The sequence below is a fragment of the Gallaecimonas sp. GXIMD4217 genome (assembly GCF_038087665.1).
Taxonomy (GTDB): Bacteria; Pseudomonadota; Gammaproteobacteria; order Enterobacterales; family Gallaecimonadaceae; genus Gallaecimonas.
Genome location: NZ_CP149925.1, coordinates 2,878,047 through 2,905,033, shown reverse-complemented (window position 1 = coordinate 2,905,033; position 26,987 = coordinate 2,878,047). Strand labels below are relative to the sequence as shown.

Here is a 26,987-nt window from a genome sequence, read left to right as displayed (position 1 = left end):
TTGCCAATCTCACACCAAAGGAAGTTCCAGGCTGCAAAGATTGGGCGCCTGGGCTTCCAAGGGGGCGCTGTGCGCCATGATGTTTATTCTGCCTGCGGAGATGGCCCTGGCTGCCACTCTCAAGGAAGTCCGCCAAAACACGGTAGGCAAGAAGGGGGTTGAGCTGGAGTTCGTGGTCGATGGCGATTTCATTGAACCGCGTACCCGCATCTCCTACAACCCGGCCCAGCTGTTCATCGATTTCCGCGGTGTCGACTCCGGCCTGGTCATGTCCGACATGGATATCAAGGCCGGTGGCCTGGATCACATCTCGACGACCGGTATCAACGACGGTATCCGGGCAACGCTGCACCTGGACAAACTGGTGTCCTATGAAACCCGCCGGGTAGACAACAGCTACATAGTGTCCCTGGGCCAGGCCATCGCCGGTGGTGGCGAAGAAGGTGGCCAGATCAACAAGATCAAGGCCATCGATTTCCGTCGCGGCAAGATGGGCGAAGGGCGCATGCTGGTCTTCATGGAAAGTACCTCGGCCGCTGTCGATGTCCGTCAGCAGGGCTCCCGCATCGTAGCCGAATTCCTCAACACCGGTATTCCCGATGACCTGATTTACCAGCTCGACGTCGTGGACTTTGGCACCCCTGTTCAGAGCATTGAAACCTTCAGGGATGCGGACAAGACCCGGGTCGTGGTCAAGCCCAGCGGCGGATTTACCTTCCGCTACCAGCAGACCAACAACCTCTTTACCCTGGAAGTGGTGCCGGAGCAGAAGGACAAGCAGGAAAAGGAAAAGGTCAGCTATGACGGCAAACGCATGTCGCTGAATTTCCAAGATATTCCTGTGCGCACCGTGCTGCAGATCATTGCCGACTACAACAACTTCAACCTGGTTACGGCCGATACCGTCAGCGGCAACATCACGTTGCGCCTGGACGGCGTACCCTGGGACCAGGCGCTGGACGTGGTACTCAAGGTCAAGGGCCTGGATAAGCGCGTCGAAGGCAATATCCTGATGGTAGCACCGGCCAAGGAGCTGGCTGCCCGCGAGGCCCAGGAACTGGAAGCCAAGAAGAAGGTCGAGGATCTGGTCCCGGTCTACTCCGAGTTCCTGCAGGTCAACTACGCCAAGGCGACCGACATCGCGGAGCTGCTCAAGACCAGTGAAGCCAGCCTGCTGTCCGACCGCGGTACCGTCACCATAGACGAACGTACCAACACCCTGCTGCTGCAGGACACCGAAGCCAAGCTGGCCGAGATCAAGAAACTGATCGAGGTGCTGGATGTACCGGTGCGCCAGGTGCTGATCGAGTCCCGTATCGTCACCGTCAATGACGATGTCACCGAAGATCTGGGCGTGCGCCTGGGCTTCAGTGACCAGAATGGCAACAACGGCATCTCCGGTACCCTGGAAGGTGCCCAGGATGCTGCCAACGCTGCATTGGCCGACCGGTTGAACCTGGACCTGCCCGCTGGCGGCCAGGCTGCCTCCATCGGCTTCCATATCGCCAAGCTGGCCGACGGGGCCCTGCTGGATCTGGAGCTTTCCGCTCTGGAACAGGAGAACAAGGGTGAGGTCATCTCCAGTCCCCGCGTGACCACGGCCAACCAGAAGGAAGCCTACATAGAGCAGGGTACCGAGATCCCCTTCGTGCAGAGCACCTCTTCCGGCGCCACTTCCGTCACCTTTAAAAAGGCGGTGTTGAGTCTGAAGGTGACGCCGCAGATCACCCCGGACGACAAGGTCATCCTGGATTTGGTGATTACCGAGGACACCAAGGGCGAAACGGTGCAGACCGCAACAGGCCCCGCGACCGCCATCGACACCAAGCAGCTGGAAACCCAGGTGCTGGTCGATAATGGCGAAACCATAGTTCTGGGCGGCATCTTCCAGCAGGAGAAGAAGAAGGTCGTCTCCAAGGTACCACTGTTGGGCGACATCCCCGGCGTCGGCTGGTTGTTCCGCAACACTTCCGATCAAGCCAGCAAGACGGAGCTGCTGATCTTCGTGACCCCGCGGATCATCACAGAGCCACTGTAAGCTCCGGCTTCGATAACAAAAGGCGGCCTCGGCCGCCTTTTCTGTTGCCGGTTGCCTGGCCAGGCGACAACTGCGATAATCCCCTGTCCATTCAGCCTGACCTGTGGGGAATCTTTACCAGGGCTGAGCCCAGCGAACTCGAGTATTCAGACGTAGTACGAATATGGCAGAAAAACGAAATATCTTTCTCGTAGGTCCCATGGGGGCCGGTAAAAGCACCATCGGCCGTCACCTGGCACAGCAGCTGCACCTGGAATTTTTTGACTCCGACCAGGAAATTGAGCGCCGCACCGGCGCCGATATCAGCTGGGTTTTTGACGTGGAAGGCGAAGAAGGCTTTCGTGTCCGCGAATACAAGGTCATCGATGAACTGAGCGAGATGCAAGGTATCGTGCTTGCCACGGGCGGTGGTGCCGTGATCAACAAAGATGTGCGCAATCGCCTGTCCGCTCGGGGAATCGTGGTCTATCTGGAAACCACCATCGACAAGCAGCTCGCTCGTACCCAAAAGGACAAGCGTCGTCCCCTGCTGCAGAACGGTGAGCCACGCAACATCCTGGAAGATCTGGCCAAGGAACGTAATCCTCTCTATGAGGAAATCGCCGATGTGGTCGTCAAGACCGACGAGCAGAGCGCCCGGGTCGTTGCCAACCAAATCATTGACCAACTGGGCTTCTAGCCCGGAACACGCGGGGCCATGGAGCAGATAGACGTTGGATTGGGGAGGCGACAGTACCCCATTTTCATTGCAAACCAGATTGCCCCTGCTCTGAGTGCCCTGGTGCATGGGCGGCAGCTGATGGTTGTTACACAGGAAGCCATAGCCGCCGCCCACCTCCCGGATCTACTACCTCACCTTGCCTCTGCCGCCGGTCTTCATCGGTACCTCCTTCCCGATGGCGAAGTGGCGAAATCCCTGGTGCAACTTGAAAAGCTGACCACGGCCATGATCGAGGCCGGGCTGGGTCGGGATGCCTTGATCCTGGCTTTCGGCGGCGGTGTCGTGGGGGACCTGGCCGGCTTCGCGGCAGCCTGTTTCCACAGGGGCATCGATTTTATTCAGCTGCCGACCACACTGTTGGCCCAGGTTGATTCGGCCGTCGGTGGCAAGACGGCGGTCAATCATTCCTTGGGCAAAAACCTTATCGGCGCCTTCCACCAACCCAAGGCCGTTTTCGTCAATGTGAAGTGGCTTGATACCTTGCCGGCCCGGGAACTCAGTGCCGGCCTGGCCGAGGTGATCAAGTACGGTGTCATTGCCGATGCCGAATTTTTCCGTTGGCTGGAAGAACATGCCGAGCAACTGATGGCCCGCGATGAGCGGGCCTTGATCCATGCCATCAAGCGCTCTCTTGCCGTCAAGGCCGAGGTGGTTGCCCAGGATGAACAAGAACGGGGCGTCAGGGCGCTGCTGAATCTTGGCCACACCTTCGGCCATGCCATCGAAGCCCATCAGGGCTTTGGGCAGTGGTTGCACGGCGAAGCCGTTGCCGCCGGTACCATGATGGCCGCCGAGCTTGCCTTTTCGCGGGGCATGCTGAAAGATGAGGAAAGACAACGGCTTCTGAGCCTGTTAGAGGCCTGTGGGCTGCCCGTAAAGGGGCCGGATGAAATGGCTCCCGAGGCCTATCTTCCCCTGATGATGCGTGACAAGAAGGTGCTTTCAGGCAAGTTGCGGCTGGTTTTGCCCCGGGGCTTGGGTCGTGCCGAGGTCATTGACGACGCCTCCGGGCAGGAGATCCTGGCCGCCATAGGGGCAACCCAGCAACGCTAAGGCTAATGGTGAACAATGACGGCAGCCACCGATACCGTGGATTGGTATTCGCGCCTCAAGTACTTGCTGCATTATGGGCGTGATCCCGTTGCCTTTGTTTCCGGCCAGAGAGAAGAACGCCAACATCTGTTCGGCCGTCTGGTCGATGTCCTCCCAACCCAGTGCAATGCGGCACTGATCAAGGCCGCTAAAGGCAGCGGGGTGCGCAAGCTTCGCTCCGAACTTTTGGCGCAATGGTTCAGCGACCCCCTGTTCAACCCCGATGACAGCCTCTTGGACAGCTATGCCCGCATGGGGGGCGGCTCCCAAGTGCTGGCCATCATCGAAGTGGTGGATGTACTGCCAACCGAGTTCATTGATGAGCTACTGGCACTCAGGCGCTGGCTGCTCAGCCAGGGGGGCGATTGCAGGCTGCTCATGCTGGGGCCGGCTTCGGCGAACTTTATCAACGCCTGCGGCCAAAAAGGTATGGTGGTGCTTGGTACGGGTGCGCCGGCCCTTCCCTCAGATGCGGCAGCAGCCAGGCCAATCAAGCCCTGGCTCATGGCGCCCCTGGTGCTGGTGGTGATGGGGCTCATGCTGTACCTGACGTATTCACAGCCCCCTACGCCCGAAGCGGTCCCGGTCCCGATCGTCCTGTCACCGTCACCTAAACCCGTTGAAGCTCCAGCCCGGGCTGCAGAGGTCCACCCTGCCGATCTCCAGGCTGAACAGGAGCGGACCGTCACCGTCGAGCAGGCCCCAGAGCAGCCCCAACCAGAGGTTGCGGATCCTGAGCCGACAGCAGGCAGCGCCATCAGCGAGGAAGTGGGGGACCAAGCGGCCGCCGAGTCCGTGGCTCCTCAAATCGTTATGGCGGTCGATGACGGCGTTGTTGAGCTTATTGAACCGGCGTCATCGGAAGGGGAGCAAGAGGTGTCTCTGCCCGAGCCCGAGGCCCCAGCCAAGCCTGCCTTCTCCATCGCCGGCGACCATTACACCCTGCAGCTGGCAGCCGGTACCCAGGAAAAAGGACTTCGCGAGTCCATGCAGGGTTCCGGGGTAACCGGTTGGTATCTCTATGAAGCCAGGCGAAATGGTCAGCCCTGGTATGTGGTGATCTATGGTGACTACCCCGACAAGGCGTCAGCCAGGGCTGCCCTGGCGGCCCTTCCCGAGCGTTTCCGAAAAGCCGGTGCCTGGATCAAGTCCGGAGAGAAGGTGATGGCAGAAATTGCGGTAAAGCCACAGGGATAACGTTAGAATGACGGTCTGCACTTGAGCACATCCGAAACATGAAAAAACACCGCGCTTTTCTGAAATGGGCCGGCGGAAAATACTCGCTGGCCGAGGATATCTGTCGTCGCCTTCCCGAAGCCGACGTATTGGTCGAACCCTTCGTGGGGGCGGCCTCGGTATTCCTGAATAGCGATTTTGAACGCTACGTGCTCAACGACATCAACCAGGATCTCATCAACCTGTACAGGCACCTGGCCAGGGCTCCGGCAAAGTTCATCCGTGACAGCCGCGAGCTGTTCCGCTCCGAATATAACGATCGCCATTGTTACTATCAGCTGCGCAACGAGTTCAATGCCAGTAGAGACAGTTACAGACGCAGCCAGCTTTTTCTCTACATGAACCGCCATGGATTCAATGGCCTGTGCCGTTACAACCGTCAAGGTGGTTTCAACGTTCCCTTTGGCTCCTATAAGAGGCCCTATTTTCCGGAAGAGGAAATGTGGTTTTTTGCCGAGAAGGCGCGCAAGGCCACCTTTACCTCCCGGGGTTACGATACATGCATGGACTCGGCCAAAGACGGCGCCGTGATCTACTGCGATCCCCCTTATGCCCCCCTGTCTACGTCGGCCTACTTCACCAGCTATGCCAGTCACGGCTTCAGCCTGAAGGACCAGGAAGGGCTGGCAGACAAGGCCAGGGAAACCGCCGCCCGCGGCGTACCCGTGTTGATTTCCAACCACGACACGCCATTGACCCGGCTGCTTTACCAGGGGGCCGAGCTGGATGTGGTGCAGGTAAAACGGACCATCAGCCGTAACGGCGCCGGTCGGCAGAAGGTGGATGAATTGCTGGCGCTGTACCCGGGTTAAGCCAGGACCAGCTTGACCACCAGCATCAGGCCCACCACAAAGGTGACAACGCCGATGATGCCGGCAAGGATATAGGGCAGGGCGGAACTGGACTGGAAGTCCTGGGAATGGCGGGCGCTGCTCTGCACGCCGAACAAGGCGCCGGCCACACTGAGCAGCAGGCTGCGCTTAGCCTTGGTGGGAGAAGCGGGCATTGCGTTCCTTGCCGGAGGTGCTGCGGTTCAGCAGTTCCAGCAGATCAAGAAAGTGCATCTGGGTGGAGCGACTGTTGCCACTGAACCATTGTCCCCAACTCACTTCCTGGCGGTCACTGCAAACTCCGGCCTGACCCGGCTGTACACAACTGCAGGCATACAGCAGTACCTGCTCATCGCTAGATGAATTGACCATCAGGGCGCACAGGGACAGTAAGGCCGGTCCCATCAGCCGCTTTGCAAACTGCACGTCTGACTCCAGGGTGACAAAGTTGTGTACGAGTATAACAATCTGACTACTTTGTCGCCAACAAAAAACGGCGCCCCAGGGCGCCGTTTTCGTCTTGCCTCACAACGTTAGAAGCTGGCGGTGATGCCGAGCAGGACCTTGCCTTCGGTGGCGTGGTCGTCGTTGTCGTCTTCGTGCCAGCTGTAGCCGGCGAAAACGGTGTGCTTGTCGCTCAGCTTGTAACCAAACTTGACGGAGGCATCGGCGTATTCCTTGCCGTAGGCCCAGTGGCTGGTCTCGTACTTCTTCTCACCATAGTTCTTGTAACCCAGGTGCAGCTGCATATCGAGACGATCGGCCAGGGGGATGGCCTTGTTCAGCTCGTAGTAGTTGTGGCCATACTGCCAGTCATGGCGCGCGGTCACCTTGACCCAGGGCGTCATCAGGGTGACATAACCTTCGGTCTGGTGGCCGGTCTCTCCCGGGTAGTAGAAGCGGGCGGCACCGACATCCAGTGCAAAATCTTCGTTGAGTTCATAGACGTAACCGGCGTACCAGTCGATCTCACCTCTGGCATCACCGCTGGTGGCCCAGACACCGGCATAGGCGCCAGAGCTGTGGGCGACATCCATGGCACCCTGGATCACGGGCTCGTTGGAAGAGCCGCTGATACCACGGGTCACATAGTTGTTGGCAAAGGTCAGGGTGTTGGTCACTTCCAGGTTGTCGACAAACTGACTTTCAGTTGCCTGGGCATAGGAAGTCAGGCCCAGGGCCAAGACTAACGGAGTGTAAAACTTGCTCACGTCGTTGTCCTCACATCTAAATTACTAATTATATTGGTAAGACCAACTTACCCATTCGGATGAGGTGGAACCTTCGAATCTACGGATGAGGAATTTCGTAATCAAGCAGAAATATGAAAACCGTGAGCTGGTCGGCGTTGGCTGTTGTGTTTCATGGCTTGTGGTTAAGAAAAGGTGAACTCGGAGGTTTGAGTTCACCCATCATTAACAAGGAAAACGTTTGGTAAGACCAAAGTCTAATTGGCGGTAATTCACTCAGTTGCTAGCCAAGGCCATCCAGGCAGATGTACTTGAGCTCCTGATATTCCTCCATGCCGTACTTGGAGCCTTCCCGTCCCAGGCCAGATGCCTTGACGCCACCAAAGGGGGCCACTTCGTTGGATACCAGGCCGGTGTTGACGCCCACCATGCCGGACTCGAGGGCATCGGCGACCCTGAACGCCCGCGCCAGGTCGGTGGTATAGAAATAGGCTGCCAGTCCGAAGGGGCTGTCGTTGGCGGCGGCGATGGCGTCCGCCTCATCGATGAATCGGAACAGTGGCGCCACCGGGCCGAAGGTTTCCTCGGCGGCGATGCGCATCTCCTTGTTCATGTCCGTCAACAGGGTCGGCTGGAAAAACAGCGGGCCCTTCTCGTGGGCTTGGCCGCCCAGCCGGATGTTGGCTCCCTTGCTGGTGGCGTCGGCGATATGGGCCCGGACCTTGTCGACGGCGGCCTGGTTGATCAGGGGGCCCGTGGTGACGCCGGGCTCGGTACCCTTGCCAAGGGTCAGGGTATTCATGGCGATGGCCAGGCGCTCGGCAAAGTCGTCGTAGATGCGATCCTGTACGTAGATGCGATTGGCGCAGACGCAGGTCTGGCCGGCATTGCGAAACTTGGCCGCCATCACCCCCTCAATGGCCGCGTCCAAATCGGCGTCGTCGAAGACAATAAAGGGGGCGTTACCGCCCAGCTCCAGGGAAAGCTTCTTGATGTCGGGGGCGCAGGCCGCCATCAGCAGGCTGCCGATACGGGTCGAACCGGTGAAGGACAGCTTGCGTACCTTGGCGCTGGAGGTCAGCACCTTGCCGATGACTTCGGCGTCCCCCGTGACCACGTTGAAGACGCCGGCCGGGATCCCGGCCCGCTCGGCCAGCTCCGCCAATGCCAGGGCGCTGAGCGGGGTTTCCAGGGCCGGCTTGACCACGGCGGTGCAGCCGGCGGCCAGGGCCGGCGCCACCTTGCGGGTGATCATGGCGGCCGGGAAGTTCCAGGGGGTAATGGCGGCCACCACGCCAACCGGCTCGCGGCTGACCAGCAGCTTTTGGCCGGGCCGCGGGGAAGGGATGATATCGCCGTAACTGCGCTTGGCTTCCTCGGCGAACCACTGCACGAAGGAGGCGGCGTAGCGGATCTCGCCCTTGGCCTCGGCCAGGGGCTTGCCCTGCTCGGCCGTCATGATCTGTGCCAGATCGCCCAAATGCTCATGCATCAGTTCATACCAGCGGTACAGGCGCCTGGCGCGCTCATGGCCGCTGAGGGTGCGCCAGCCGTGAAAGGCCAGCTCGGCGGCGTCGATGGCCTGCTGGACGGCTTCTTCACCCAGCATGGGCACCTGGGCCAGCTCCTGGCCGGTGGCCGGATCCATGACCGACGCTCGGGTATCGGCATCCAGCCAACGGCCGTTGACATAGGCCTTGCTGCGCAGCAGTTCGCTATCCTCTAAATGCATGAGAAGTTTCCTTTAATCGGCATTTTTCAAAGGTAGCAAGGGGCAATGGGGGGCTCAATGACGAGGTCGCTGCTGATCATGGATTGTGACGTGCTGCCCCGGGCCCTGGCGGGGAAGCATGGCAGCTATGCACTGATGATGCGTCGGGCGCTATCGGCATGGCCGGGTTGCGAGGTCCATAGCTGCAATGCCGTGCTGGGCACCCTGCCGCCACTGGATGAGCGGTTCGAACTGGTGCTGGTGACCGGCTCCAAGGCCGATGCCTTTGCCGATGAGCCCTGGCTGCTGAGGTTGCTGGACTGGCTGGAAGCCCGCATCGGCCAAGGGCAGCAGCTGCTGGGGATCTGCTTCGGCCATCAGCTTATCGCCAGGCTCCATGGGGCCCGGGTGGCGCGTGCCACACAGGGCTGGCAGCTGGGGGCCCTGGATTATCGCCGTGAGGCCGTGCTGCCAGGCCTGAGCCTACCCGCCACCTTGCGGCTGCTGGCCAGCCACCGGGATCAGGTGCAAAGCCTGCCCAGCGGCGGCCAAGTCTGGCTGCGTCACGAGTCCTGTCCCTACGCCGGCCTTCGTTATGGCAAGCAGATCCTGACGATGCAGCCGCATCCGGAGTTCAGTAGTGACTACCTGGCCGCCTTGCTGGAGAAACGCCGCGCCGAGATCGGCGAAACGGCCTATCGACAGGCCCTGGCCAGCCTGGCCAGATCACATCAGGGGCCACTGCTGTTTTCTCTGCTGGCCGACTGGTTATAAAATGACGGCGCCCAAACCGCCGTGGAACCCCTAAAAATGAAAGATTTCCTGATCGCCCCCTCCATCCTGTCCGCCGACTTTGCTCGACTTGGCGAGGAGGTGGACAATGTGCTGGCCGCCGGTGCCGACGTGGTGCACTTCGACGTCATGGACAACCACTATGTGCCCAACCTCACCATAGGCCCCCTGGTCTGCGATGCCCTGCGCAACCACGGCGTGACGGCCCCCATAGACGTGCACCTGATGATCAAGCCGGTGGATCGCATCATTCCCGACTTCGCCAAGGCCGGTGCCAGCTACATCACCTTCCACCCGGAAGCCTCGGAGCATATCGATCGTACCCTGGGTCTGATCAAGGAGCAGGGCTGCAAGGCCGGCCTGGTGTTCAATCCGTCCACGCCCCTGCATTATCTCGATCACGTGATGGACAAGCTGGACGTGATCCTGCTGATGTCCGTCAACCCTGGCTTCGGCGGCCAGAGCTTCATCCCCGGCACCCTGGACAAGCTGCGCGAGGCCCGTCGCCGCATCGAGGCCAGCGGCCATGACATCCGCCTGGAGATCGACGGCGGCGTCAAGGTAGACAACATCCGCGAGATCGCTGCCGCCGGTGCCGACATGTTCGTGGCCGGCTCCGCCATCTTCGGCCAGCCCGACTACAAGGCCGTCATCGACGCCATGCGCGCCGAGCTGGCCGAGGTGAAATGAGCTACCGCTACATCGCCTTCGATCTGGACGGCACCCTGGTCGACTCCCTGCCCGCCCTAGCCCAGGCCACCAACGCCATGCTGGCGGAGCTGGGCAGGGACACCCAGAGCCAGGCCCAGGTGGGCCACTGGGTCGGCAATGGCATTTCGACCCTGGTCAAACGTGCTCTGGGCGGGGAGCCCGACGCCGGCCTGTTCGAGCAGGGACTGGACAGCTTCCAGATCCATTACCGGGCTCATCTGGTGTCCGGCACCCGGCCCTACCAGGGCGTGCGGGAGCTGCTGGCGGACTTGCACGGCCAGGGCATCCGCCTGGCCCTGATCACCAACAAGGCCAGGCGTTTTACCGAGCCGCTGCTGGCCGGCCTGGATCTGGCCCAGTACTTCGAGTTGGTATTGGCCGGCGACGACCTGGCCGAAAAGAAACCCCACCCGGCGCCGCTGCTGCATTTGTGTGAGCAATGGCAACTGACCCCGGAGCAGCTGTTGATGGTGGGGGATTCCAGGAACGACATCCAGGCCGCCAAGGCGGCCGGATGCGCCAGCGCCGGCTTGACGGCCGGTTACAACTACGGGGAAGATATCCGTCTTTGCGAGCCAGACTGGGTGCTCGATGCCGTCACCGAGCTGCGACGGCTCCCCGGTCTTCCCATTTCGAACTGAATAGAGGTAATCAGAGCATGTCCAAGCCTATCGTCTTGAGTGGCGCCCAGCCCTCCGGCCAACTGACCCTGGGGAACTATCTTGGTGCCCTGCGGCAGTGGGACCGGATGCAAGATGAATATGATTGCCTCTACTGCATCGTCGATCTGCACGCCATCACCGTGCGCCAGGATCCCAGGAGCCTGTATGAGGCGAGCCTGGACAGCCTGGCCCTGTACCTGGCCTGCGGCATCGATCCCGAGCGTTCCACCGTGTTCGTACAGAGCCACGTGCCCGAGCATACCCAGCTGGCCTGGATCCTGAACTGCTACACCCAGTTCGGCGAACTGAGCCGCATGACCCAGTTCAAGGACAAGTCCGCCCGTTTCGCCGACAACATCAACGCCGGTCTGTTCACCTACCCGGCACTGATGGCGGCGGACATCCTGCTGTACGGCGCCGACCAGGTGCCGGTGGGCAACGACCAGAAGCAGCACCTGGAGCTGTCACGGGACGTGGCCACCCGCTTCAACAACCTCTACGGCGAGATCTTCAAGGTGCCGGAGCCCTTCATCCCCAAGGTTGGCGCCCGCATCATGAGCCTGCAGGATCCCACCAAGAAGATGTCCAAGTCCGACGAGAACCAGGGCAACTTCATCGGTCTGCTGGAAGAGCCCAAGAAGATCGCCAAGAAGATCAAACGCGCTGTCACCGACTCCGAAGAGCCGCCGCGCGTGGCCTTCGATGTCGACAACAAGCCAGGGGTGTCCAACCTGATGGGTATCCTCAGCGCCATCACCGGCAAGAGCCTGCCGGAGATCGAGGCCGAGTACAGCGACAAGATGTACGGCCACCTCAAGACCGACGTGGCCGACGCCGTGGTCGACCTTATCGAGCCGGTCCAGGCCCGCTTCCGCGAGCTGCGTGAAGACAGGCCGACCCTGGACGCCATCATGAAGCGTGGCGCCGAGCAGGCCCAGGCCCGGGCCCAGGCCACCCTGAAGCAGGTCTATGAGGTGCTGGGCTTCGTACCCCGTCCCTGATGCTGCTGCTCATCGACAACTACGACTCCTTCACCTACAACCTGGTGCAGTACTTCCAGGAGCTGGGTGAAGAGGTGCTGGTGCGCCGCAACGATGCCGTCGACCTGGACGGCATCCGTGCCCTGGCGCCCGATCGTCTGGTGATCTCCCCCGGCCCCTGCAGTCCAGACCAGGCCGGCATTTCCCTGGCCGCCATCGAGGCCCTTGCCGGCCAGCTGCCCATATTGGGGGTCTGCCTGGGCCACCAGGCCCTGGCCCAGAGCTTTGGCGCCAGGGTGATCCGGGCCGACAAGGTGATGCACGGCAAGACCTCAGAGATCAGGCATGCGGGGAAGGGGGTGTTCAGGGCGCTGCCGGATCCGCTCACCGTCACCCGCTACCACTCGTTGCTGGTGGACAGGGACGGCCTGCCGGACTGTTTCGAGATCACCGCCTGGACCGACAAGGGCGAGATCATGGGCCTGCGCCACAGGACCCTGCCCCTGGAGGGGGTACAGTTCCATCCCGAGGCGATCCTCACCCAGGCCGGGCATCAGCTGCTGCAGAACTTCCTTCGCGGCTGAGCCCGGCCTCAGCCCTTGCCCTTGCTCAACCTGGCATCCAGGCTCCAGCAGCCGGCGCCATGGGCGGCCAGCATCAGCAGGCCGCCGGTGATGGCCAGGTTCTTCATGAACATGATGAACTGCATCTGGTCGTTGAAGTCGGCGTGAAAGAGCATGGCCGCCAGCAGGGTGAACACCGCCAGGGCCAGGGCCGCCCAGCGGGTGAACCAGCCCAGGATCAGCGCCGCGCCGCCGCCCACCTCCACCATGATCACCGCCGGCAGCAGCAGGCCGGGTACGCCCATCTGCTCCATGTAGGCCTGGGTGTCGGCATAGCCGCCGATCTTGTGGAGTCCGCTCAACAGGAAGATCAGCGCCAGCAGGATGCGCCCCGCCAGGGGCAGCCAGGTGGTGTGCATGGCCAGGGTCTCCAGAAGGGGCAATCGGTTTCATTATAGGAAGGAAAAATCGCCTGGCGGTGCATATTTATCGAGGCAGAGAGGCCCGGGAGGGGGCCGGACGGCAGTGGTTATTTATCTCTTTAAATGACAAAAATCATGTTTTCTTATGTGATGAAGTTATAAAAACGATCTTTTTTCAGGCACTTCTGCCGGTTTTTTGACTGGCCCGACCGGGCCGGGCGCAGACAAGGCAGGCCGTATTTGGGATAATCAGGCCACTTTTGGACTGCCTGTGACGGGAGCCTTGGCCCGCCGAGAGCGTGCATAAATAGTCTTTCAACCCGCCAAGCTCCCCCCTATTCACAAGAGGAAGAAATCCATGTCAGAGCAGATGACCGTCACCCGCGCCTTGTTCGACGAGGTCATGGTACCCAACTACAACCCGTCCGCCGTCATCCCCGTGCGTGGTGAAGGCTCCCGCATCTGGGATCAGGAAGGCAAGGAATACGTCGACTTCGCCGGTGGTATCGCCGTTAACTGTCTGGGCCATTGCCACCCGGCCTTGGTTTCTGCTCTGAAGGAGCAGGGCGAGAAGCTGTGGCACCTGTCCAACGTCATGACCAACGAGCCGGCCCTGCGCCTGGCCAAGAAGCTGACCGACGCCACCTTCGCCGAGCGCGTCTACTTCGCCAACTCCGGCGCCGAGTCCAACGAAGCGGCCCTGAAACTGGCCCGTCGCTACGCCCTGGACAAGCACGGCGAAGGCAAGGACCAGATCATCGCCTTCCACAAGGGCTTCCACGGCCGTACCTTCTTCACCGTATCCGTGGGTGGCCAGGCCGCCTACTCCGAGGGTTTCGGTCCCAAGCCGGGCGCCATCGAGCACATCGAGTATAACGACCTGGCTGCCCTGGAGCAGTTGATCTCCGATAAGACCTGCGCCGTCATGCTCGAGCCCACCCAGGGCGAAGGCGGCATCATCGCTGGCGAGAAGGCCTTCCTGGAAGGCGTGCGCGCCCTCTGTGACAAGCACAACGCCCTGCTGATCTTCGACGAAGTCCAGACCGGCGTTGGCCGCACCGGCCACCTGTACGCCTACATGGAGCACGGCGTGGTACCGGACATCCTGACCACCGCCAAGGCCCTGGGCGGCGGCTTCCCCATCGGCGCCATGCTGACCACCGCCGAGATCGCCACCAGCCTCAAGCCCGGCACCCATGGTTCCACCTACGGTGGCAACCCCCTGGCCTGTGCCGTTGCCGAAGCGGCCTTCGACACCGTCAACACCACCGAGGTGCTGGACGGCGTCAAGCGCAAGGAACAGCTGTTCCGCGAGCACCTGGAAGCCATCAACGCCAAGCACGGCTGCTTCAAGGAAGTCCGTGGCAAGGGCCTGCTGGTCGGCGCCGTACTGAACGACGACTACAAGGGTCGCGCCCGTGACTTCCTGGTCGCTTCCATGGCCGAGCAGCTGATGGTGCTGGTTGCCGGTGCCGACGTGGTGCGCTTCACCCCGTCTCTCGTCATCTCCGACGAGGACATCGCCGAGGGTATGGCCCGCTTCGAGCGCGCCGTGGCCAAGGTCGTTCAGGGCTAACAGCCCCTTTTGCATGCAGGGCCCGCCGCACAGGTGGGCCCTGTCTGTTCAGGCGGCCAAGACCGCCATCCAAGAAAAGAAAGGAGCGACTGATGCTGGTCATACGTCCGATCGCAAGCCAGGACCTTGGCGCCCTGGTGCGCATCGCTGAAGAATCCGGGATCGGTTTTACTTCCCTGCCGGTCAATGAAGAAAAGCTGGCTTCCAAGATTGCCTACTCGGAAGCCTCCTTTGCCCTGGGTGACGACACTTGTCGCCAGGGCGAGCAGGGTTATCTGTTCGTACTGGAAGACACCGACAACGGCGCCGTGGTAGGCACCACCGCCCTGGAAGCCCGCGTGGGCCAGAGCGACGCCTTCTGGCATTACCGCCTGGGCAAGGTGGTGCATTCCTCCCCCAAGCTGGGCGTACATAACGAGCTCGACGTGCTGACCCTGTGTAACGACTACAGCGGCGTTTCCGAGCTGTGTACCCTGTTCTTGAGCGAGCCCTACCGCCAGGGCTACAACGGCCGTCTGCTGTCCAAGACCCGCTTCCTGTTCCTGGCCGAGTTCCGCCAGCGTTTCTCCGACACCATCATCGCCGAGATGCGTGGCGTGTCCGACGAGAACGGCGACTCCCCCTTCTGGGGCTGGCTGCAGGACCACTTCTTCAGCATGGATTTCCCCAAGGCCGACTACCTGTCGGGTCTCGGCAAGAAGACCTTTATCGACGAGCTGATGCCCCGCTACCCCATCTACAGCTGCCTGCTGTCCGACGAGGCCAGGGCGGTGATCGGGGAAGTGCACGACAAGACCCGCCCGGCCCTGCGTCTGCTGCAGGCCGAGGGCTTCCGCTGGCGCGGCTATGTGGATATCTTTGATGCCGGCCCGACCGTGGAATGCGACGTGGACAACATCCACGCCATCCGCGACAGCAAGCGCCTGCCGGTGCGCATCGGTGATGTCAGCCAAGGCCTGACCACCATGGTCAGCAATACCAAGCTGCAGGATTTCCGTTCTACCCTGGCCAAGGCCGTCATCCTGGATGACGTCCTGGTGATGGACGCCGAAACCGCCCAAGCGCTGCAGGTCAGCGAAGGCGACTTCGTACGCGCCCTGCCTTTTGAGAGCAAGGAGTGATACATGACCCAACTGGTACAGTTTATCAATGGTGAGTGGCTGGCAGGCTCCGGCCCGGCCTTCCAATCCCTGAACCCCGCCGATGGTACCACCATCTGGGAAGGCCAGGGCGCCAGCGCCGAGCAGGTGGACGCCGCCGTCAAGGCCGCCCGTGACGCCTTTATCCCCTGGGCCGACAAGCCCCTGGAAGAGCGCGTTGCCGTGGTGCGCCGCTTCGCCGAGGTGCTCAAGGAAAACCAGGAGCACCTGGCCAGGGTCATCGCCGAAGAAACCGGCAAGCCCTTCTGGGAAACCAAGACCGAAGCGGCCGCCATGGTCGGCAAGGTGGAGCTGTCCATCAAGGCCTACAACGACCGCACCGGCGAGACCGAGAACCCGGCGCCGGCCGGCAAGGCCTTCATCCGTCACCGCCCCCATGGCGTGGTGGCCGTGTTCGGCCCCTACAACTTCCCCGGCCACCTGCCCAACGGCCACCTGGTACCGGCCCTGATCGCCGGTAACACCGCCGTGTTCAAGCCGTCCGAGCTGACCCCCAAGACCGCCCACGAAACCCTCAAGCTGTGGGAACAGGCCGGCCTGCCCAAGGGCGTGATCAACCTGGTCCAGGGCGAGCTGGAAACCGGCAAGGCCCTGGCCGCCCACGAAGGCATCGACGGCCTGTTCTTCACCGGCTCCTCCAACACCGGCCACCTGCTGCACAAGCAGTTCGGCGGTCGCCCCGACAAGATCCTGGCCCTGGAGATGGGCGGCAACAACCCGCTTATCGTCCGCGACGTGGCCGACATCAAGGGCGCCGTGCACGAGATCCTGCAGTCCGGCTACATCTCCTCCGGCCAGCGCTGCACCTGTGCCCGCCGCCTGTACGTGCCCAAGGGCGAAAAGGGCGACGCCCTGATCGCCACCCTGGCCGAGGCGGTCAAGGCCATCAAGGTCGGTGGCCAGTTCGACGAAGAGCAGCCCTTCATGGGCCCGCTGATCTCCGAGCGCGCCGCCAAGGGCATGGTCGAGGCCCAGGCCAAGCTGGAATCCCTGGGGGGCAAGGTGCTGGTGCGCATGGCCCATCTCAAGGAAGGTACCGGCCTGGTCAGCCCCGGCCTGATCGATGTCACCGACATCGCCGAGCTGCCCGATGAAGAATACTTCGGCCCGCTGGTCTCGGTGATCCGCTACGACGATTTCGACGCCGCCATCGCTCTGGCCAACAACACCAGGTACGGCCTGTCTGCCGGCCTGCTGTCCGACAGCCGCGAGGACTGGGAATACTTCTTCCGCCGCATCCGCGCCGGCATCGTCAACTGGAACAAGCAGACCACGGGTGCCTCAGGTGCCGCGCCCTTCGGCGGCATCGGCGCCTCCGGTAACCACAGGGCGTCCGCCTACTACGCGGCCGACTACTGTGCCTACCCCGTGGCCAGCGTCGAAGCCGACGCCGTAGCGGCCCCGGCCAGCCTGGCACCGGGCCTGAGCCTGTAAGACCCTATAATGAGGCAGCCCTGTGGCTGCCTCTTTTTGAATAACACCATCCTGAGGTCTGTATGCACAAGGACATCGACACCCTGTTCGGTCATCTCTGGGACAACTACCTGGAAGTGACCCCCAGCGCCCGCAAGGTACACGAGCTGCTGGCCACCGATGACGACATCATCAACGACCATGTCGCCTTCCGCACCTTCAAGGGCGACAAGCTGGGCCTGGAAAAACTGGCCGCCCACTTCCTGGCCCTGGGCTACGAGGAAAAAGGCGAGTACCACTTCGAAGCCAAGAAGCTGTACGCCAAGCACTTCGAACACGCCGATCCCACCAAGCCCAAGGTCTTCATCTCCGAGCTGCTGGTGGAGCAGTTCAGCCCCGAACTGCAGGCCATCGTCAACGGCCTGGTCGACCAGGCCGACGCCGAGGCGGTGACCGCCGACAACTTCCTGTATTCCGGCACCCACTGGCAGATCAGCCATGAGGACTACCAGAAGCTGCTGGCCGAGAGCGAGTATGCCGCCTGGATGGCCGCCTATGGCTTTCGCGCCAACCACTTCACCGTGTCCGTGAACTACCTGAAGAAGTTCGACAAGCTGGAAGAGGTGAATCAGGCCCTGAAGGACGCCGGCTTCGTGCTGAACAGCTCCGGCGGCGAGATCAAGGGCAGCCCCGAGGTGTTCCTGGAGCAGTCCTCCACCATGGCCGACACCGCCGTGGTCAAGTTCAGCGACGGCGAGTTCGAGATCCCCAGCTGCTTCTACGAGTTCGCCAAGCGCTATAACCTGCCCGGCGGCGAGCTCTACACCGGCTTCGTGGCCGCGTCCGCGGACAAGATCTTCGAAAGCACCAACGTCAAGGTGGAGTGCAACGCCTAAGTGGCATTGCCAGTGTAAAAAAAGGGCCGCGAACGCGGCCCTTTTTCATCTCAGTCCGTACTTGGTTTCCAGCTCCTGCCAGCGCCCTTCGCGCTTGAGGGTCAGCACGTCCTCCGACAGCCACTTCAGCCACTGCTCGGCGTCGGGCTTGGCGGTGGTGCAGGCCACATAGAGGGGCACCGGCTTGGTGAGCAGCCCGGCATCCCGCACCAGCTCGTGGAAGCCGGTGGCATTGAGGTAGGCCTCCATCTGCACCTTGGGCAGGGCCACCACGTCCACCTCGCCCAGGCGCAGCTTGCGCACCATTTCCGCGACCCCGTCCCATTCGTCGAATTCCAGCAGCCTTTCCGGCGCCATCTTCTTGAAGGGCTTGAGGGCTTCGGCCATGCGGCTGTCCTTGATCACCGCCACCCGACGCCGCTTGAAGCTGGTCAGATCCTCGTATTCCAGGGGATCGTCCTTGCGGACATAGATATGGGGGGCCATCACCGCCCAAGGCTCCTGGGTGTAGTCCAGCCTGGGCTCCTCCGAAGGATGGATCCCCAGCAGGCAGTCATAACGGCCCTTGTCGGTGCCTTCCAGCAGCCGGTTCCAGGGCAGCACCCCGTACTGGATGTCGATGCCGTGCAGGGCAAAGATGTCCCTGGCCACCTCCACCATGAAACCGGGGTGGGAGCTGTCGGCCGCGCCCGTATAGGGGTAGTAGTTGGGGCCGCGCAGGCGCAGGGTCTCGGCGCTGGCGACACCGCTCAGGGCCAGGACTAGGGTAGGGATCAGCAATGATTTCATCACCTTGCTCCGTGGTTTTCTTGTCACCTCTATCTTAGGTGAGAGCGACCTGCCTTGGTATTGTTCTGTGCCTTGGGTAGGCTTAAGCCAAAACCACAAGAGAAAAGTGCCGTGAGTCTGGATGCCGTCGTCAGTGAATTGAACAAGGTTGTATTGGGAAAAGCGCGGCAGACCAGGCTGGCCCTGTGCTGCCTGTTGGCCAGGGGGCACCTGCTCATCGAGGATCTGCCGGGCACCGGCAAGACCACCCTGTCCCACGCCCTGGCCGCCACCCTGGGTCTGGGCTATCAGCGGGTCCAGTTCACCTCCGACATGCTGCCGGCGGATCTGCTGGGGGTATCCATCTTCAACCAGCGCGACCAGCAGTTCGAATTCCACAAGGGGCCCCTGTTCAGCCAGGTGCTGCTGGCGGACGAGGTCAACAGGGCCAGCCCCAAGACCCAGAGCGCCCTGCTGGAGGCCATGGCCGAGCACCAGGTCAGTGTCGACGGCAAGACCTATGAACTGCCGGAGCCCTTCTTCGTCATCGCCACCCAGAACCCGGTGGACCAGGCCGGCACCTTCCCGTTGCCGGAGTCCCAGCTGGATCGCTTCATGATGCGCATCGAGCTGGGCTTCCCGCCCAAGGAGGCGGAGCGCAAGCTGCTCAAGGGCCAGGCCCTGGCCCACCAGAAAGTGCAGCCGGTGCTGGATCCCGAGCGCCTGGAGGCCCTGCAGCGGCAGGTGGATCAGGTGCACGCCTCGGACGATCTGCTCAACTATCTGCTGGCCCTGCTGGAGGCATCCCGCTCCCATCCCGATATCGCCCGGCCCCTCTCGCCCCGGGCCGGTCTGGCCATACTGGCGGCCGCCCGGGCCTGGGCCCTGCTCAGCGGCCGTGACTACGCCCTGCCGGAGGATATCCAGGCGGTCTTCCCGTCCGTGGCCGAGCACAGGCTCAGCCCCGTTTATGGCGAAGGCCAGGGCGACCAGGCCTATTCGGCCCAGCTGCTTGGCCTGGTGGATCCGGTGGAGAGCTGAGGTGCTGACCGCCGCCCTGCGCCGCTGGGAAGCGGCCTTCCTGGCCCGGCGCCAGCCCGCCGCCAGTCGCGTCCGCCTGGGGGCGGGCAACATCTACATACTGCCGACCCGCTTCGGCTATCTGTACCTGCTGGCGACCCTGGCCGTGTTCCTGCTGGGCACCAATTACCAGAACAACCTGGTGCTGCTGCTGGCCTATTTCATGATCAGCCTGTTCTTCACCGCCATGAACCTGACCCACCGCAACCTCAACGGCCTGGCCCTGGAGACGGTGCCCCTCAAGGCCCAGGCCGCCGATACCGAGCTGCACCTGGAGCTGCGGATCCAGGGGCGGCGCCGGCACCAGGCCATCGAGCTGGGTTATCAGGGCGGACCGGTGCGCCAGTTCCGGATACGGGAGCCGGAGACAGTGACCGTGCTGGCACCGGCCGGGGCCAGGGGCCGTCACAGCCCCGGCCGGCTCACGGTCGCCACCCGCTATCCCTTTGGCCTTTTCCGGGCCTGGAGCCGGCCGGATCTGGGCCAGGAGCTGTTGCTCTATCCCAAGCCCAGCCGCTGGCCCCGGGCCCGTTTCGCCGCCGGTCGTGACGACAAGCCCGGCCGCCAGGCCAGCCAGGGCAGCACCGACTGGCAGGGCCTGGCCGGCTACCAGCCCGGCGATCCCCTCAGCCAGGTGGCCTGGAAACAACTGGCCCAGGGCCGGGGCATGTGGACCAAGCGTTTTGCCGACGAGACCGGCCGGGGACGCTGGCTGCGCCTGGCCGACATACCGGGTCGCACCTTGGACGAACGCCTGTCCCGGCTGTGCTGGCAGGTGCTGGATGCGGCCCAGGAGCAGCAGGGCTTCGGCCTGGATCTGGGCGCCCAGCAGCTCGAGGAAGGGGCCGGCGCCGCCCATGTCCAGCGTTGCCTCAAGGCGCTGGCCCTGTACGGGAGGTCCTGATGCGCTGGTACCTGCCCAGGCAGATCCTGATCCTGCTGGTGCTGATCCAGCTGATGGCGGTGCTGCCGCTGTTCTCCGTGGTCGGCCCCGGCCTGGTGGTGCTGACCCTGGCCTGTTGCGGCTGGTGCAGTGCCATCTGCCTGGGCCGGGGCGGGGCGCCGCCGCGCTGGCTGCTGGTGGCCCTGGCCCTGGCCGGTGCTGGCCTGCTGGCGGTGACCCTGCCCGGCAAGGGCAGCCTGGTGGCCATGGTCAGCCTGCTGGTGCTGGGTTTTGGCCTCAAGCTGCTGGAAATAAAAAGCAGCCGCGATCTCCACGTGCTGGTGCTGATCGGCTATTTCCTGCTGGCCACGGATTTCGTCCATTACCAGTCCATGGCCATGGCCCTCTACCTGCTGCTGGCGGCCCTAGTCAATACCGCCATACTGCTCAGCCTTTACGGCAAGAGCCTGTCGATGTCCTTTATCGCCAGGGAAATGGGACGGGCGGCCCTGCTCAGCCTGCCCCTGACCCTGCTGCTGTTCCTCCTGACCCCCAGGCTGGCGCCACTGTGGCAGATGCCGGATGCCAGGCAGGCCACCACCGGCCTCTCCGACAGCATGAGCCCGGGGGACATTGCCGAGCTGTCCCGCTCCACCGAGCTGGCCTTCAGGGCCGCCCTGTCCTGGCGGCCGGCGCCGGACAGCCTCTACTGGCGAGCCCTGACCCTGGAATACTTCGACGGCCGCGCCTGGCACCAGGCGGCCTGGCGCCAGCGCGAAGAGCGCACGCCGCTGCCCAGGCCCAGGGGACGGGGCCGGGACTGGCAGCTGATCATGGAAGGCTCGGGGCAGCGCTGGCTGCCGATCCTGGCCGGCTCCGTGAGCAGGGATGGCCGCCTGATGCAGACCACGGACGGCCGCCTGCTCAGTACCGTTCCGGTGCTGAAGCGCCAGCAGTTCTTCCTGGCCCAGGGGGAAGGACGCGCCATAGACGCCGACAACCTGACCCTGAGACGCAACCTGGTGCTGCCCGAGGAAGGCAACCCCAGGACCCGGCGCAAGATCCAGGCCCAGGTACTTTCCCTGGGGCGGGGCCGGACCCTGATCTCGGCCCTGATGGAGGAATTCGGCCGGGCGCCCTTCAGGTACAGCCTGACCCCGCCGCTGCTGGGCAGCGACAGCGTCGATGATTTCCTGTTCGATAGCCGTAGCGGCTTCTGTGGCCACTACGCCTCGGCGCTGGCCTACCAGCTGCGCCTGGCGGGGATCCCGGCCAGGATAGTGGCCGGCTACCAGGGGGGGGAATACCTCCCGGAAGGGGATTTCTACGCCGTCTACCAGTACGACGCCCACGCCTGGGTGGAAGCCTGGCTGCCGGAGTCGGGCTGGCTGCGGCTGGATCCCACCGCCCGGGTGGCGCCGGAGCGGGTCGAGGCCGGCTTCAGCCGGGGCCTGATGCAGGACCAGGCCTTCGCCGGTGAGGCGGGGATGGTGATGCGGATGCGCAACCAGGGGCTGGTGCGCTGGCTGCGCCAGCAGGCGGCGTTGCTGGACTACCAATGGACCCGGTGGGTGCTCAACTACGACGGTGCCCGCCGCTCCGATCTGCTGCAGCGCCTGCTGGGGCGCACCGACATCCTGGGCGGCGGCCTGCTGTTCGTGGGCGCCCTGCTGGGACTGATCCTGTTCTTCAACTGGTGGAGCAACAGGGGGCCCAGGGTCCACCAGGGTGAGGCCACCCGGCTCTACCTCAAGGCCTGCCGCAGGCTGGCCCGCCATGGGCTTGAACGCCGCCCCGGCGAAACGGCCCTGGCCTTCGCCCGCCGGGTGGCGGACACCAGGCCGGAGCTGGCCGTCCACTTCAACCGCATCAGCCAGCTCTATAACCGCCTGCGCTACCAGCCGGAGGGGGGCGACAAGGGTGAACTGGAGCGGATGAAGCGCCTGATAGGCAGCATGCCCGGCCGGCGCTAGAATGGCGCCATGAACACATTAGAGCGGGCCAGGACACTCTGGCAGGAAGCCAGGACCAGCTGGCAAAGACGCTGGCTGTGCCTGGAAGGGGACAAGGCCAACCAGGGAGAGCTGCTGGCGCAGCTGGCCGGTGACGCCGGCCGGCCACTCTGGCTGGGCGAAGGGGCCCCGGCCGCCTTCGAAGCGGTCCGAGCCAACCAGGTCCGGCACCAGCTGGGCCGGGAATGCGATCTGCTGGTGGTGGACTGGCATGACGGCATCCAGGCCGAGGCCCTGGGGGCCCTGAGTGGCTGTCTGGTGGGCGGCGGCCTGCTGGTGCTGCTGACACCACCACTGGCCAAACTGGAACGCCAAAGTCCCTTCAGCCGCTGGCTGGTCCGGCAGCTGGACCAGGCGCCATCGTCATCCCCCCGGTCCCTGGCCAGGCCATCCCTGGCCGGTCCCACCGAGGACCAGCAGCAGGCGCTGGCGGCCATCGACAAGGTGGTCAAGGGGCACAGGCGCCGGCCCCTGGTGTTGACCGCCGACCGGGGCCGGGGCAAGAGCGCGGCCCTGGGCATGGCGGCGGCCCGGCTGCTGCCGGGGCTGGAGGGACCCATACTGGTCACGGCGCCCAGCCCCCAGGCGGTGGCGCCCCTGTTCGATTTTGCCGAAGCCGGCCTGCCCGGTGCCGAGCGCCACGGCAACAGCCTGAGTTGGCAGGGCAAGCACATCCGCTTCCTGGCCCCGGACGCCCTGCTGGCGGACAGGCCCAAGGCGGCCTTGCTGCTGGTGGACGAGGCGGCCGCCATCCCCACGCCGCTGCTCAGCCGGATGCTGGATCACTATGCCAGGCTGGTGTTCTCCACCACCTTGCACGGCTATGAGGGCTCGGGACGGGGCTTTGCGGTACGTTTCCAGGCCGAGCTGAAGAGGCGTTGCCCCCAGTACCAGCGGCTGCACCTGAAGGCGCCGGTGCGCTGGGCAGATGGCGATCCCCTGGAGGCCCTGATCAACCGCCTGCTGCTGCTGGACGCCGAGCTGCCCCAGGCGGTGCCCGGCAGTGAGCCCTTGAGTTTCCGGTGGTGTGACGGCGCCGAGCTGGTTCAGCACCCCCAGTGGCTGTCCCAGGCCATGGCGCTGCTGGTCCAGGCCCATTACCAGACCTCGCCGGGCGATCTGCAGCACTGGCTGGAGGATCCCGAGGTCAGGCTGCTGCTGGGCTTCCAGGGCGACAGCCTGGTGGGGGTGGTGGCCCTGGTGGCGGAAGGTGGCCTGGACGAGCCACTGGCCGAGGCGGTCTGGCTGGGCCAGCGCCGTCCCAAGGGGCACCTGTTCCTGCAGTCCCTGTCCGCCCATCTGGGCGCCAGGGAGGCGGTCGGGCTAAGGGCCTGGCGGGTGATGCGCATTGCCGTGCTGCCGGGACGCCAGGGCCGGGGGCTGGGCAGCCGGCTGCTAAGGGAGGTGGAGCGGGCCGCCCGGGAGCGGCAGCTGGATCTGCTTGGGGTCAGTTTCGGCGCCACCGCCGAGCTGCTGCCCTTCTGGCGGCGACAGGGTTGGCAGCCGGTGCGTCTGGGCAGCCACAGGGACCAGGCTTCCGGTACCTACTCGGTGATGCTGGCCCTGGGCCTGAATGAACCCGGGCGGCAGCTGGTGGCGCGCTGCCTGCACCGTTTTCGGGCCACATTGCCGGTGCAGATGCCGGCTCTGCGGCTGCCCTTTGCCATCTGGCGGGGGCTCTTCGAGGGCGCCGAGGTGGTGAAGCTGGATGACTGGGACCGGCAGGATCTGGATGCCTTCGTTCGCGGTAACAGGCCCCTGGAAAGCCTGGAGCTGGCCCTGCGCCGCCTGGCCCTGCTGGCCTCGGCGAAAGGCCTGGACTGCCCGCTGTTGGTGGCCCTGAGCCTGAGTCGGCTGGGGGTCGGTGAGCTGGCCGATGGCTTCGGCCTCAATGGCCGCAAGGCGGTGCTGGCCGCCTTGCGGGAGGAAGTGTCGGGACTGGTTCAGCGCGTGCCGTAGACCACTATGGTCTTGCCGCGGGCGTGGATCAGGTTCTGCTCTTCCAGCATCTTCAATACCCGGCCCACTGTCTCCCTGGAGCAGCCGACGATCTGGCCTATCTCCTGGCGGGTGATCTTGATCTGCATGCCGTCTGGATGGGTCATGGCATCCGGCTGCTGGGCCAGGTTCAGCAGGGTCTGGGCGATGCGGCCGGCCACGTCCAGGAAGGCCAGGTCGCCCACCTTGCGGCTGGTCTGGCGCAGTCGCCTGGCCATCTGCGAGGAGACCTTCATCAGGATTTCCGGCTTTTGCTGGATCAGCTGGCGGAACTTCTGGTAGGAAATCTCGGCGATGGAGCAGGGGCTCTTGGTCCTGACCCAGGCGGTGCGCACCGGCTCCTCTTCGAACAGGCCAAGCTCGCCGATGAAGTCCCCCTGGTTCAGGTAGGACAGGATCATCTCCTTGCCTTCATCATCCTTGATCAGCACGGCGACGGATCCCTTGACGATGTAATAAAGGGTATCTGCCACTTCGCCCTGGTGGATCAGGGTGCTCTTGTTGCCATAGTTCTTGACGTGGCACTGGGAAAGGAACCATTCCAGCACCGGATCGCCTTGCAGGCGGGGCAGAAAGGTCATGATAAGCCTCATCAAAAAGTTGCTCGCTAATCCTTGCAGCATATCACAAAAGCGAAATTGCCCCTGTGACCGGGCTGGAGAAATTTTCTTTCCCGGGGCCCTAACAACGCCGCCATGATGTGGTATCTTTGCGCGGATTTTTCCGCCACTGGGATAGCAGCATCATGCAGGCAAGTGTGAAATGGCTGGACGGCATGCGTTTCGTAGCCACCTCCGGCTCCGGGCACGCCCTGGTCATGGACGGTTCCGGCCCCGAAGGCCAGGCCGCCAGTCCCATGGAAATGGTGTTGATGGCCGTGGGCGGATGCAGCTCTGTGGATGTGGTGTCTATCCTGAAAAAGGCCCGCCAGGACGTGGCGGACGTGGAGGTGCTGGTCAAGGCGGACCGGGCCGACACCACCCCCAGGGTCTTTACGCGGATCGAGTTGGAATTTGTGGTGACTGGGCGTAATGTGAGCGAAACTCATGTGCAGCGGGCCGTGGCCCTGTCCATGGACAAGTACTGCTCGGTGTCCAGGATGCTGGAACAAGCCGCAGAGATACACCACAGTTACCGTATCGTTGAGTCAGAGCCGTCGGCCTAATTCGGGGTTTCCCCGGGGCCGAGTGGCCTCAGGGGATGAGGCGCACGCTTTCTTCATCGTGACTGCAGGTCAAGGCCTTGGCAAAGAGCCAGTGCCTTGGCATGCAGTCCAACGTGGCCGGCAGCAGCCGGCCGCGGCAGGCCCGACAAGGGCAGAACGTTTCCCAAGACCCTGGTCTCGGGAGGATTTGAAAGAGGTCGCCTGGCGACCGGGAAGGTGAGGAACCCCAGAAGTGCAAGAGTCCAGTACCAAGCTCAAGCTGCACGGCTTCAACAATCTGACCAAAAGCCTGAGCTTTTGTCTTTACGATATCTGCTACGCCAAGACGGAACAGCAGCGTAAGGAATACCTAGAGTACATTGACGAGCAGTACAATGCGGATCGTCTGACCGATATCCTGACCGAGGTCTGCGATATCATCGGCGCCAATATCCTCAATGTGGCCCGTCAGGACTACGAGCCCCAGGGCGCTTCCGTGACCATTTTGGTTTCCGAAGAACCCCTGAAAGACTCCCAGAAGGTCGACACCTCCGAGAAGCCGGGCCCGCTGGCCCCGGATTCCGTGGTGGCGCACCTGAACAAGTCCCACATCTGTGTGCACACTTACCCCGAGTCGCACCCCCATGAAGGCATCTGTACCTTCCGGGCCGACATCGAAGTGTCCACCTGTGGCGTGATCTCGCCCCTGAAGGCCCTGAACTACCTGATCCACCAGCTGGAGTCCGACATCGTCACCGTCGACTACCGGGTGCGTGGCTTCACCCGTGACGTGAACGGCGTCAAGCACTACATCGATCACGAGATCAACTCCATCCAGAACTTCATCAGCGACGATACCAAGAACATGTACCAGATGGTGGATGTGAACGTGTATCAGGAAAACATCTTCCATACCAAGATGATGCTCAAGGAGTACGATCTGGACCATTACCTGTTCGGCCTCAAGAAGAAGGATCTGACCGGTAACGAGGTGGAGGAGATCAGCGAGAAACTGTGGAAGGAGATGCAGGAAATCTTCTACGCGCGGAACCTGCCCGACGTCAAATGACGGCAAGCTAAGCGGACCACATGAAAACGGGGCCTGTCGG

General features: G+C 63.0%; 27 protein-coding genes. 20 read left to right on the top strand and 7 right to left on the bottom strand.

Annotated features, from left to right (window positions below):
- Positions 1–76: 76 nt before the first annotated feature.
- The 5 genes from WDB71_RS14120 (at position 77) to WDB71_RS14100 (ending at position 5,899) form a co-directional block, all read left to right on the top strand.
- The gene (locus tag WDB71_RS14120) at positions 77–2,038 is read left to right on the top strand and encodes a type IV pilus secretin PilQ family protein (protein WP_341502236.1); all 1,962 of its coding nucleotides are present in this window, start codon (positions 77–79) and stop codon (positions 2,036–2,038) included.
- A 163-nt stretch (positions 2,039–2,201) separates the two neighbouring features.
- Positions 2,202–2,717, top strand: a complete 516-nt coding sequence (gene aroK / locus WDB71_RS14115; protein ID WP_341502235.1) for a shikimate kinase AroK — start codon at positions 2,202–2,204, stop codon at positions 2,715–2,717.
- Positions 2,718–2,735: 18 nt separating this feature from the next.
- The gene (aroB, locus tag WDB71_RS14110) at positions 2,736–3,812 is read left to right on the top strand and encodes a 3-dehydroquinate synthase (RefSeq protein WP_341502234.1); all 1,077 of its coding nucleotides are present in this window, start codon (positions 2,736–2,738) and stop codon (positions 3,810–3,812) included.
- 15 nt (positions 3,813–3,827) lie between these two features.
- The gene (locus WDB71_RS14105; RefSeq protein WP_341502233.1) at positions 3,828–5,048 is read left to right on the top strand and encodes an SPOR domain-containing protein; all 1,221 of its coding nucleotides are present in this window, start codon (positions 3,828–3,830) and stop codon (positions 5,046–5,048) included.
- Between the two features lie 38 nt (positions 5,049–5,086).
- Positions 5,087–5,899, top strand: coding sequence for a Dam family site-specific DNA-(adenine-N6)-methyltransferase (locus WDB71_RS14100; RefSeq protein ID WP_341502232.1), 813 nt, complete (start codon positions 5,087–5,089; stop codon positions 5,897–5,899).
- On the opposite strand, the gene WDB71_RS14095 is transcribed toward WDB71_RS14100, so the two are convergent.
- The 4 genes from WDB71_RS14095 to WDB71_RS14080 all read right to left on the bottom strand — a co-directional run bounded on the left by WDB71_RS14095 (position 5,896) and on the right by WDB71_RS14080 (position 8,839).
- Positions 5,896–6,093, bottom strand: a complete 198-nt coding sequence (locus WDB71_RS14095) for a DUF2970 domain-containing protein (RefSeq protein WP_341502231.1) — start codon at positions 6,091–6,093, stop codon at positions 5,896–5,898. The two genes, WDB71_RS14100 and WDB71_RS14095, sit on opposite strands and share 4 nt — an antisense overlap.
- Positions 6,068–6,343: a hypothetical protein gene (locus WDB71_RS14090; protein ID WP_341502230.1), complete on the bottom strand. Its 276-nt coding sequence runs from the start codon at positions 6,341–6,343 to the stop codon at positions 6,068–6,070. Before WDB71_RS14090 ends, WDB71_RS14095 begins: the two co-directional genes overlap by 26 nt.
- A 107-nt stretch (positions 6,344–6,450) precedes the next feature.
- The gene (locus WDB71_RS14085) at positions 6,451–7,128 is read right to left on the bottom strand and encodes a TorF family putative porin (protein WP_341502229.1); all 678 of its coding nucleotides are present in this window, start codon (positions 7,126–7,128) and stop codon (positions 6,451–6,453) included.
- 262 nt (positions 7,129–7,390) lie between these two features.
- Complete coding sequence (locus WDB71_RS14080) at positions 7,391–8,839, bottom strand: NAD-dependent succinate-semialdehyde dehydrogenase (protein ID WP_341502228.1); 1,449 nt, start codon at positions 8,837–8,839, stop codon at positions 7,391–7,393.
- A 57-nt stretch (positions 8,840–8,896) separates the two neighbouring features.
- On the opposite strand from WDB71_RS14080, the gene WDB71_RS14075 reads away from it, so the two are divergent.
- The 5 genes from WDB71_RS14075 to WDB71_RS14055 are packed head-to-tail and all read left to right on the top strand — an operon-like array spanning position 8,897 to position 12,547.
- Positions 8,897–9,592: an amidotransferase gene (locus WDB71_RS14075; protein ID WP_341502227.1), complete on the top strand. Its 696-nt coding sequence runs from the start codon at positions 8,897–8,899 to the stop codon at positions 9,590–9,592.
- Between the two features lie 36 nt (positions 9,593–9,628).
- A complete protein-coding gene (rpe, locus tag WDB71_RS14070) occupies positions 9,629–10,300 on the top strand; it encodes a ribulose-phosphate 3-epimerase (RefSeq protein WP_341502226.1) in 672 nt (223 codons plus the stop codon).
- Positions 10,297–10,962 (top strand): phosphoglycolate phosphatase, encoded by a 666-nt coding sequence (locus tag WDB71_RS14065; protein WP_341502225.1) that lies wholly within the window; start codon positions 10,297–10,299, stop codon positions 10,960–10,962. Before rpe ends, WDB71_RS14065 begins: the two co-directional genes overlap by 4 nt.
- Positions 10,963–10,979: 17 nt before the next feature.
- Positions 10,980–11,984, top strand: coding sequence for a tryptophan--tRNA ligase (gene trpS, locus WDB71_RS14060; RefSeq protein ID WP_341502224.1), 1,005 nt, complete (start codon positions 10,980–10,982; stop codon positions 11,982–11,984).
- On the top strand, positions 11,984–12,547 hold the full coding sequence (locus tag WDB71_RS14055) for an aminodeoxychorismate/anthranilate synthase component II (protein ID WP_341502223.1): 564 nt from the start codon (positions 11,984–11,986) through the stop codon (positions 12,545–12,547). The genes trpS and WDB71_RS14055 overlap by 1 nt, the downstream gene beginning before the upstream one ends.
- An 8-nt stretch (positions 12,548–12,555) precedes the next feature.
- On the opposite strand, the gene WDB71_RS14050 is transcribed toward WDB71_RS14055, so the two are convergent.
- A complete protein-coding gene (locus WDB71_RS14050) occupies positions 12,556–12,945 on the bottom strand; it encodes a DoxX family protein (RefSeq protein WP_341504220.1) in 390 nt (129 codons plus the stop codon).
- A gap of 361 nt (positions 12,946–13,306) precedes the next feature.
- On the opposite strand from WDB71_RS14050, the gene WDB71_RS14045 reads away from it, so the two are divergent.
- From WDB71_RS14045 to WDB71_RS14030, 4 genes are all read left to right on the top strand, one after another.
- Positions 13,307–14,524, top strand: a complete 1,218-nt coding sequence (locus WDB71_RS14045; protein ID WP_341502222.1) for an aspartate aminotransferase family protein — start codon at positions 13,307–13,309, stop codon at positions 14,522–14,524.
- Positions 14,525–14,616: 92 nt separating this feature from the next.
- Positions 14,617–15,645, top strand: coding sequence for an arginine N-succinyltransferase (gene astA / locus WDB71_RS14040; RefSeq protein ID WP_341502221.1), 1,029 nt, complete (start codon positions 14,617–14,619; stop codon positions 15,643–15,645).
- A gap of 3 nt (positions 15,646–15,648) precedes the next feature.
- The gene (astD, locus tag WDB71_RS14035) at positions 15,649–17,118 is read left to right on the top strand and encodes a succinylglutamate-semialdehyde dehydrogenase (RefSeq protein ID WP_341502220.1); all 1,470 of its coding nucleotides are present in this window, start codon (positions 15,649–15,651) and stop codon (positions 17,116–17,118) included.
- A 62-nt stretch (positions 17,119–17,180) separates the two neighbouring features.
- Positions 17,181–17,993, top strand: a complete 813-nt coding sequence (locus tag WDB71_RS14030; RefSeq protein WP_341502219.1) for a DUF1338 domain-containing protein — start codon at positions 17,181–17,183, stop codon at positions 17,991–17,993.
- 45 nt (positions 17,994–18,038) lie between these two features.
- Here WDB71_RS14030 and WDB71_RS14025 read toward each other — a convergent pair whose 3' ends face one another.
- Positions 18,039–18,782 (bottom strand): transporter substrate-binding domain-containing protein, encoded by a 744-nt coding sequence (locus WDB71_RS14025; RefSeq protein ID WP_341502218.1) that lies wholly within the window; start codon positions 18,780–18,782, stop codon positions 18,039–18,041.
- 111 nt (positions 18,783–18,893) lie between these two features.
- On the opposite strand from WDB71_RS14025, the gene WDB71_RS14020 reads away from it, so the two are divergent.
- From WDB71_RS14020 to WDB71_RS14005, 4 genes are read left to right on the top strand one after another with little or no spacing between them, the layout of a single operon-like run.
- A complete protein-coding gene (locus WDB71_RS14020; protein ID WP_341502217.1) occupies positions 18,894–19,802 on the top strand; it encodes an AAA family ATPase in 909 nt (302 codons plus the stop codon).
- 1 nt (position 19,803) lies between these two features.
- Complete coding sequence (locus tag WDB71_RS14015; RefSeq protein WP_341502216.1) at positions 19,804–20,745, top strand: DUF58 domain-containing protein; 942 nt, start codon at positions 19,804–19,806, stop codon at positions 20,743–20,745.
- Positions 20,745–22,697, top strand: coding sequence for a DUF3488 and transglutaminase-like domain-containing protein (locus WDB71_RS14010; protein WP_341502215.1), 1,953 nt, complete (start codon positions 20,745–20,747; stop codon positions 22,695–22,697). Before WDB71_RS14015 ends, WDB71_RS14010 begins: the two co-directional genes overlap by 1 nt.
- Before the next feature lie 9 nt (positions 22,698–22,706).
- Positions 22,707–24,695: a GNAT family N-acetyltransferase gene (locus WDB71_RS14005; protein ID WP_341502214.1), complete on the top strand. Its 1,989-nt coding sequence runs from the start codon at positions 22,707–22,709 to the stop codon at positions 24,693–24,695.
- Here the strand turns inward: WDB71_RS14005 and crp are convergent.
- A complete protein-coding gene (crp, locus tag WDB71_RS14000; protein ID WP_341502213.1) occupies positions 24,680–25,315 on the bottom strand; it encodes a cAMP-activated global transcriptional regulator CRP in 636 nt (211 codons plus the stop codon). The genes WDB71_RS14005 and crp overlap by 16 nt on opposite strands.
- 164 nt (positions 25,316–25,479) lie before the next feature.
- On the opposite strand from crp, the gene WDB71_RS13995 reads away from it, so the two are divergent.
- Positions 25,480–25,899: an OsmC family protein gene (locus WDB71_RS13995; RefSeq protein WP_341502212.1), complete on the top strand. Its 420-nt coding sequence runs from the start codon at positions 25,480–25,482 to the stop codon at positions 25,897–25,899.
- A gap of 232 nt (positions 25,900–26,131) precedes the next feature.
- Complete coding sequence (gene speD / locus WDB71_RS13990) at positions 26,132–26,947, top strand: adenosylmethionine decarboxylase (RefSeq protein ID WP_341502211.1); 816 nt, start codon at positions 26,132–26,134, stop codon at positions 26,945–26,947.
- Positions 26,948–26,987 lie beyond the last annotated feature (40 nt).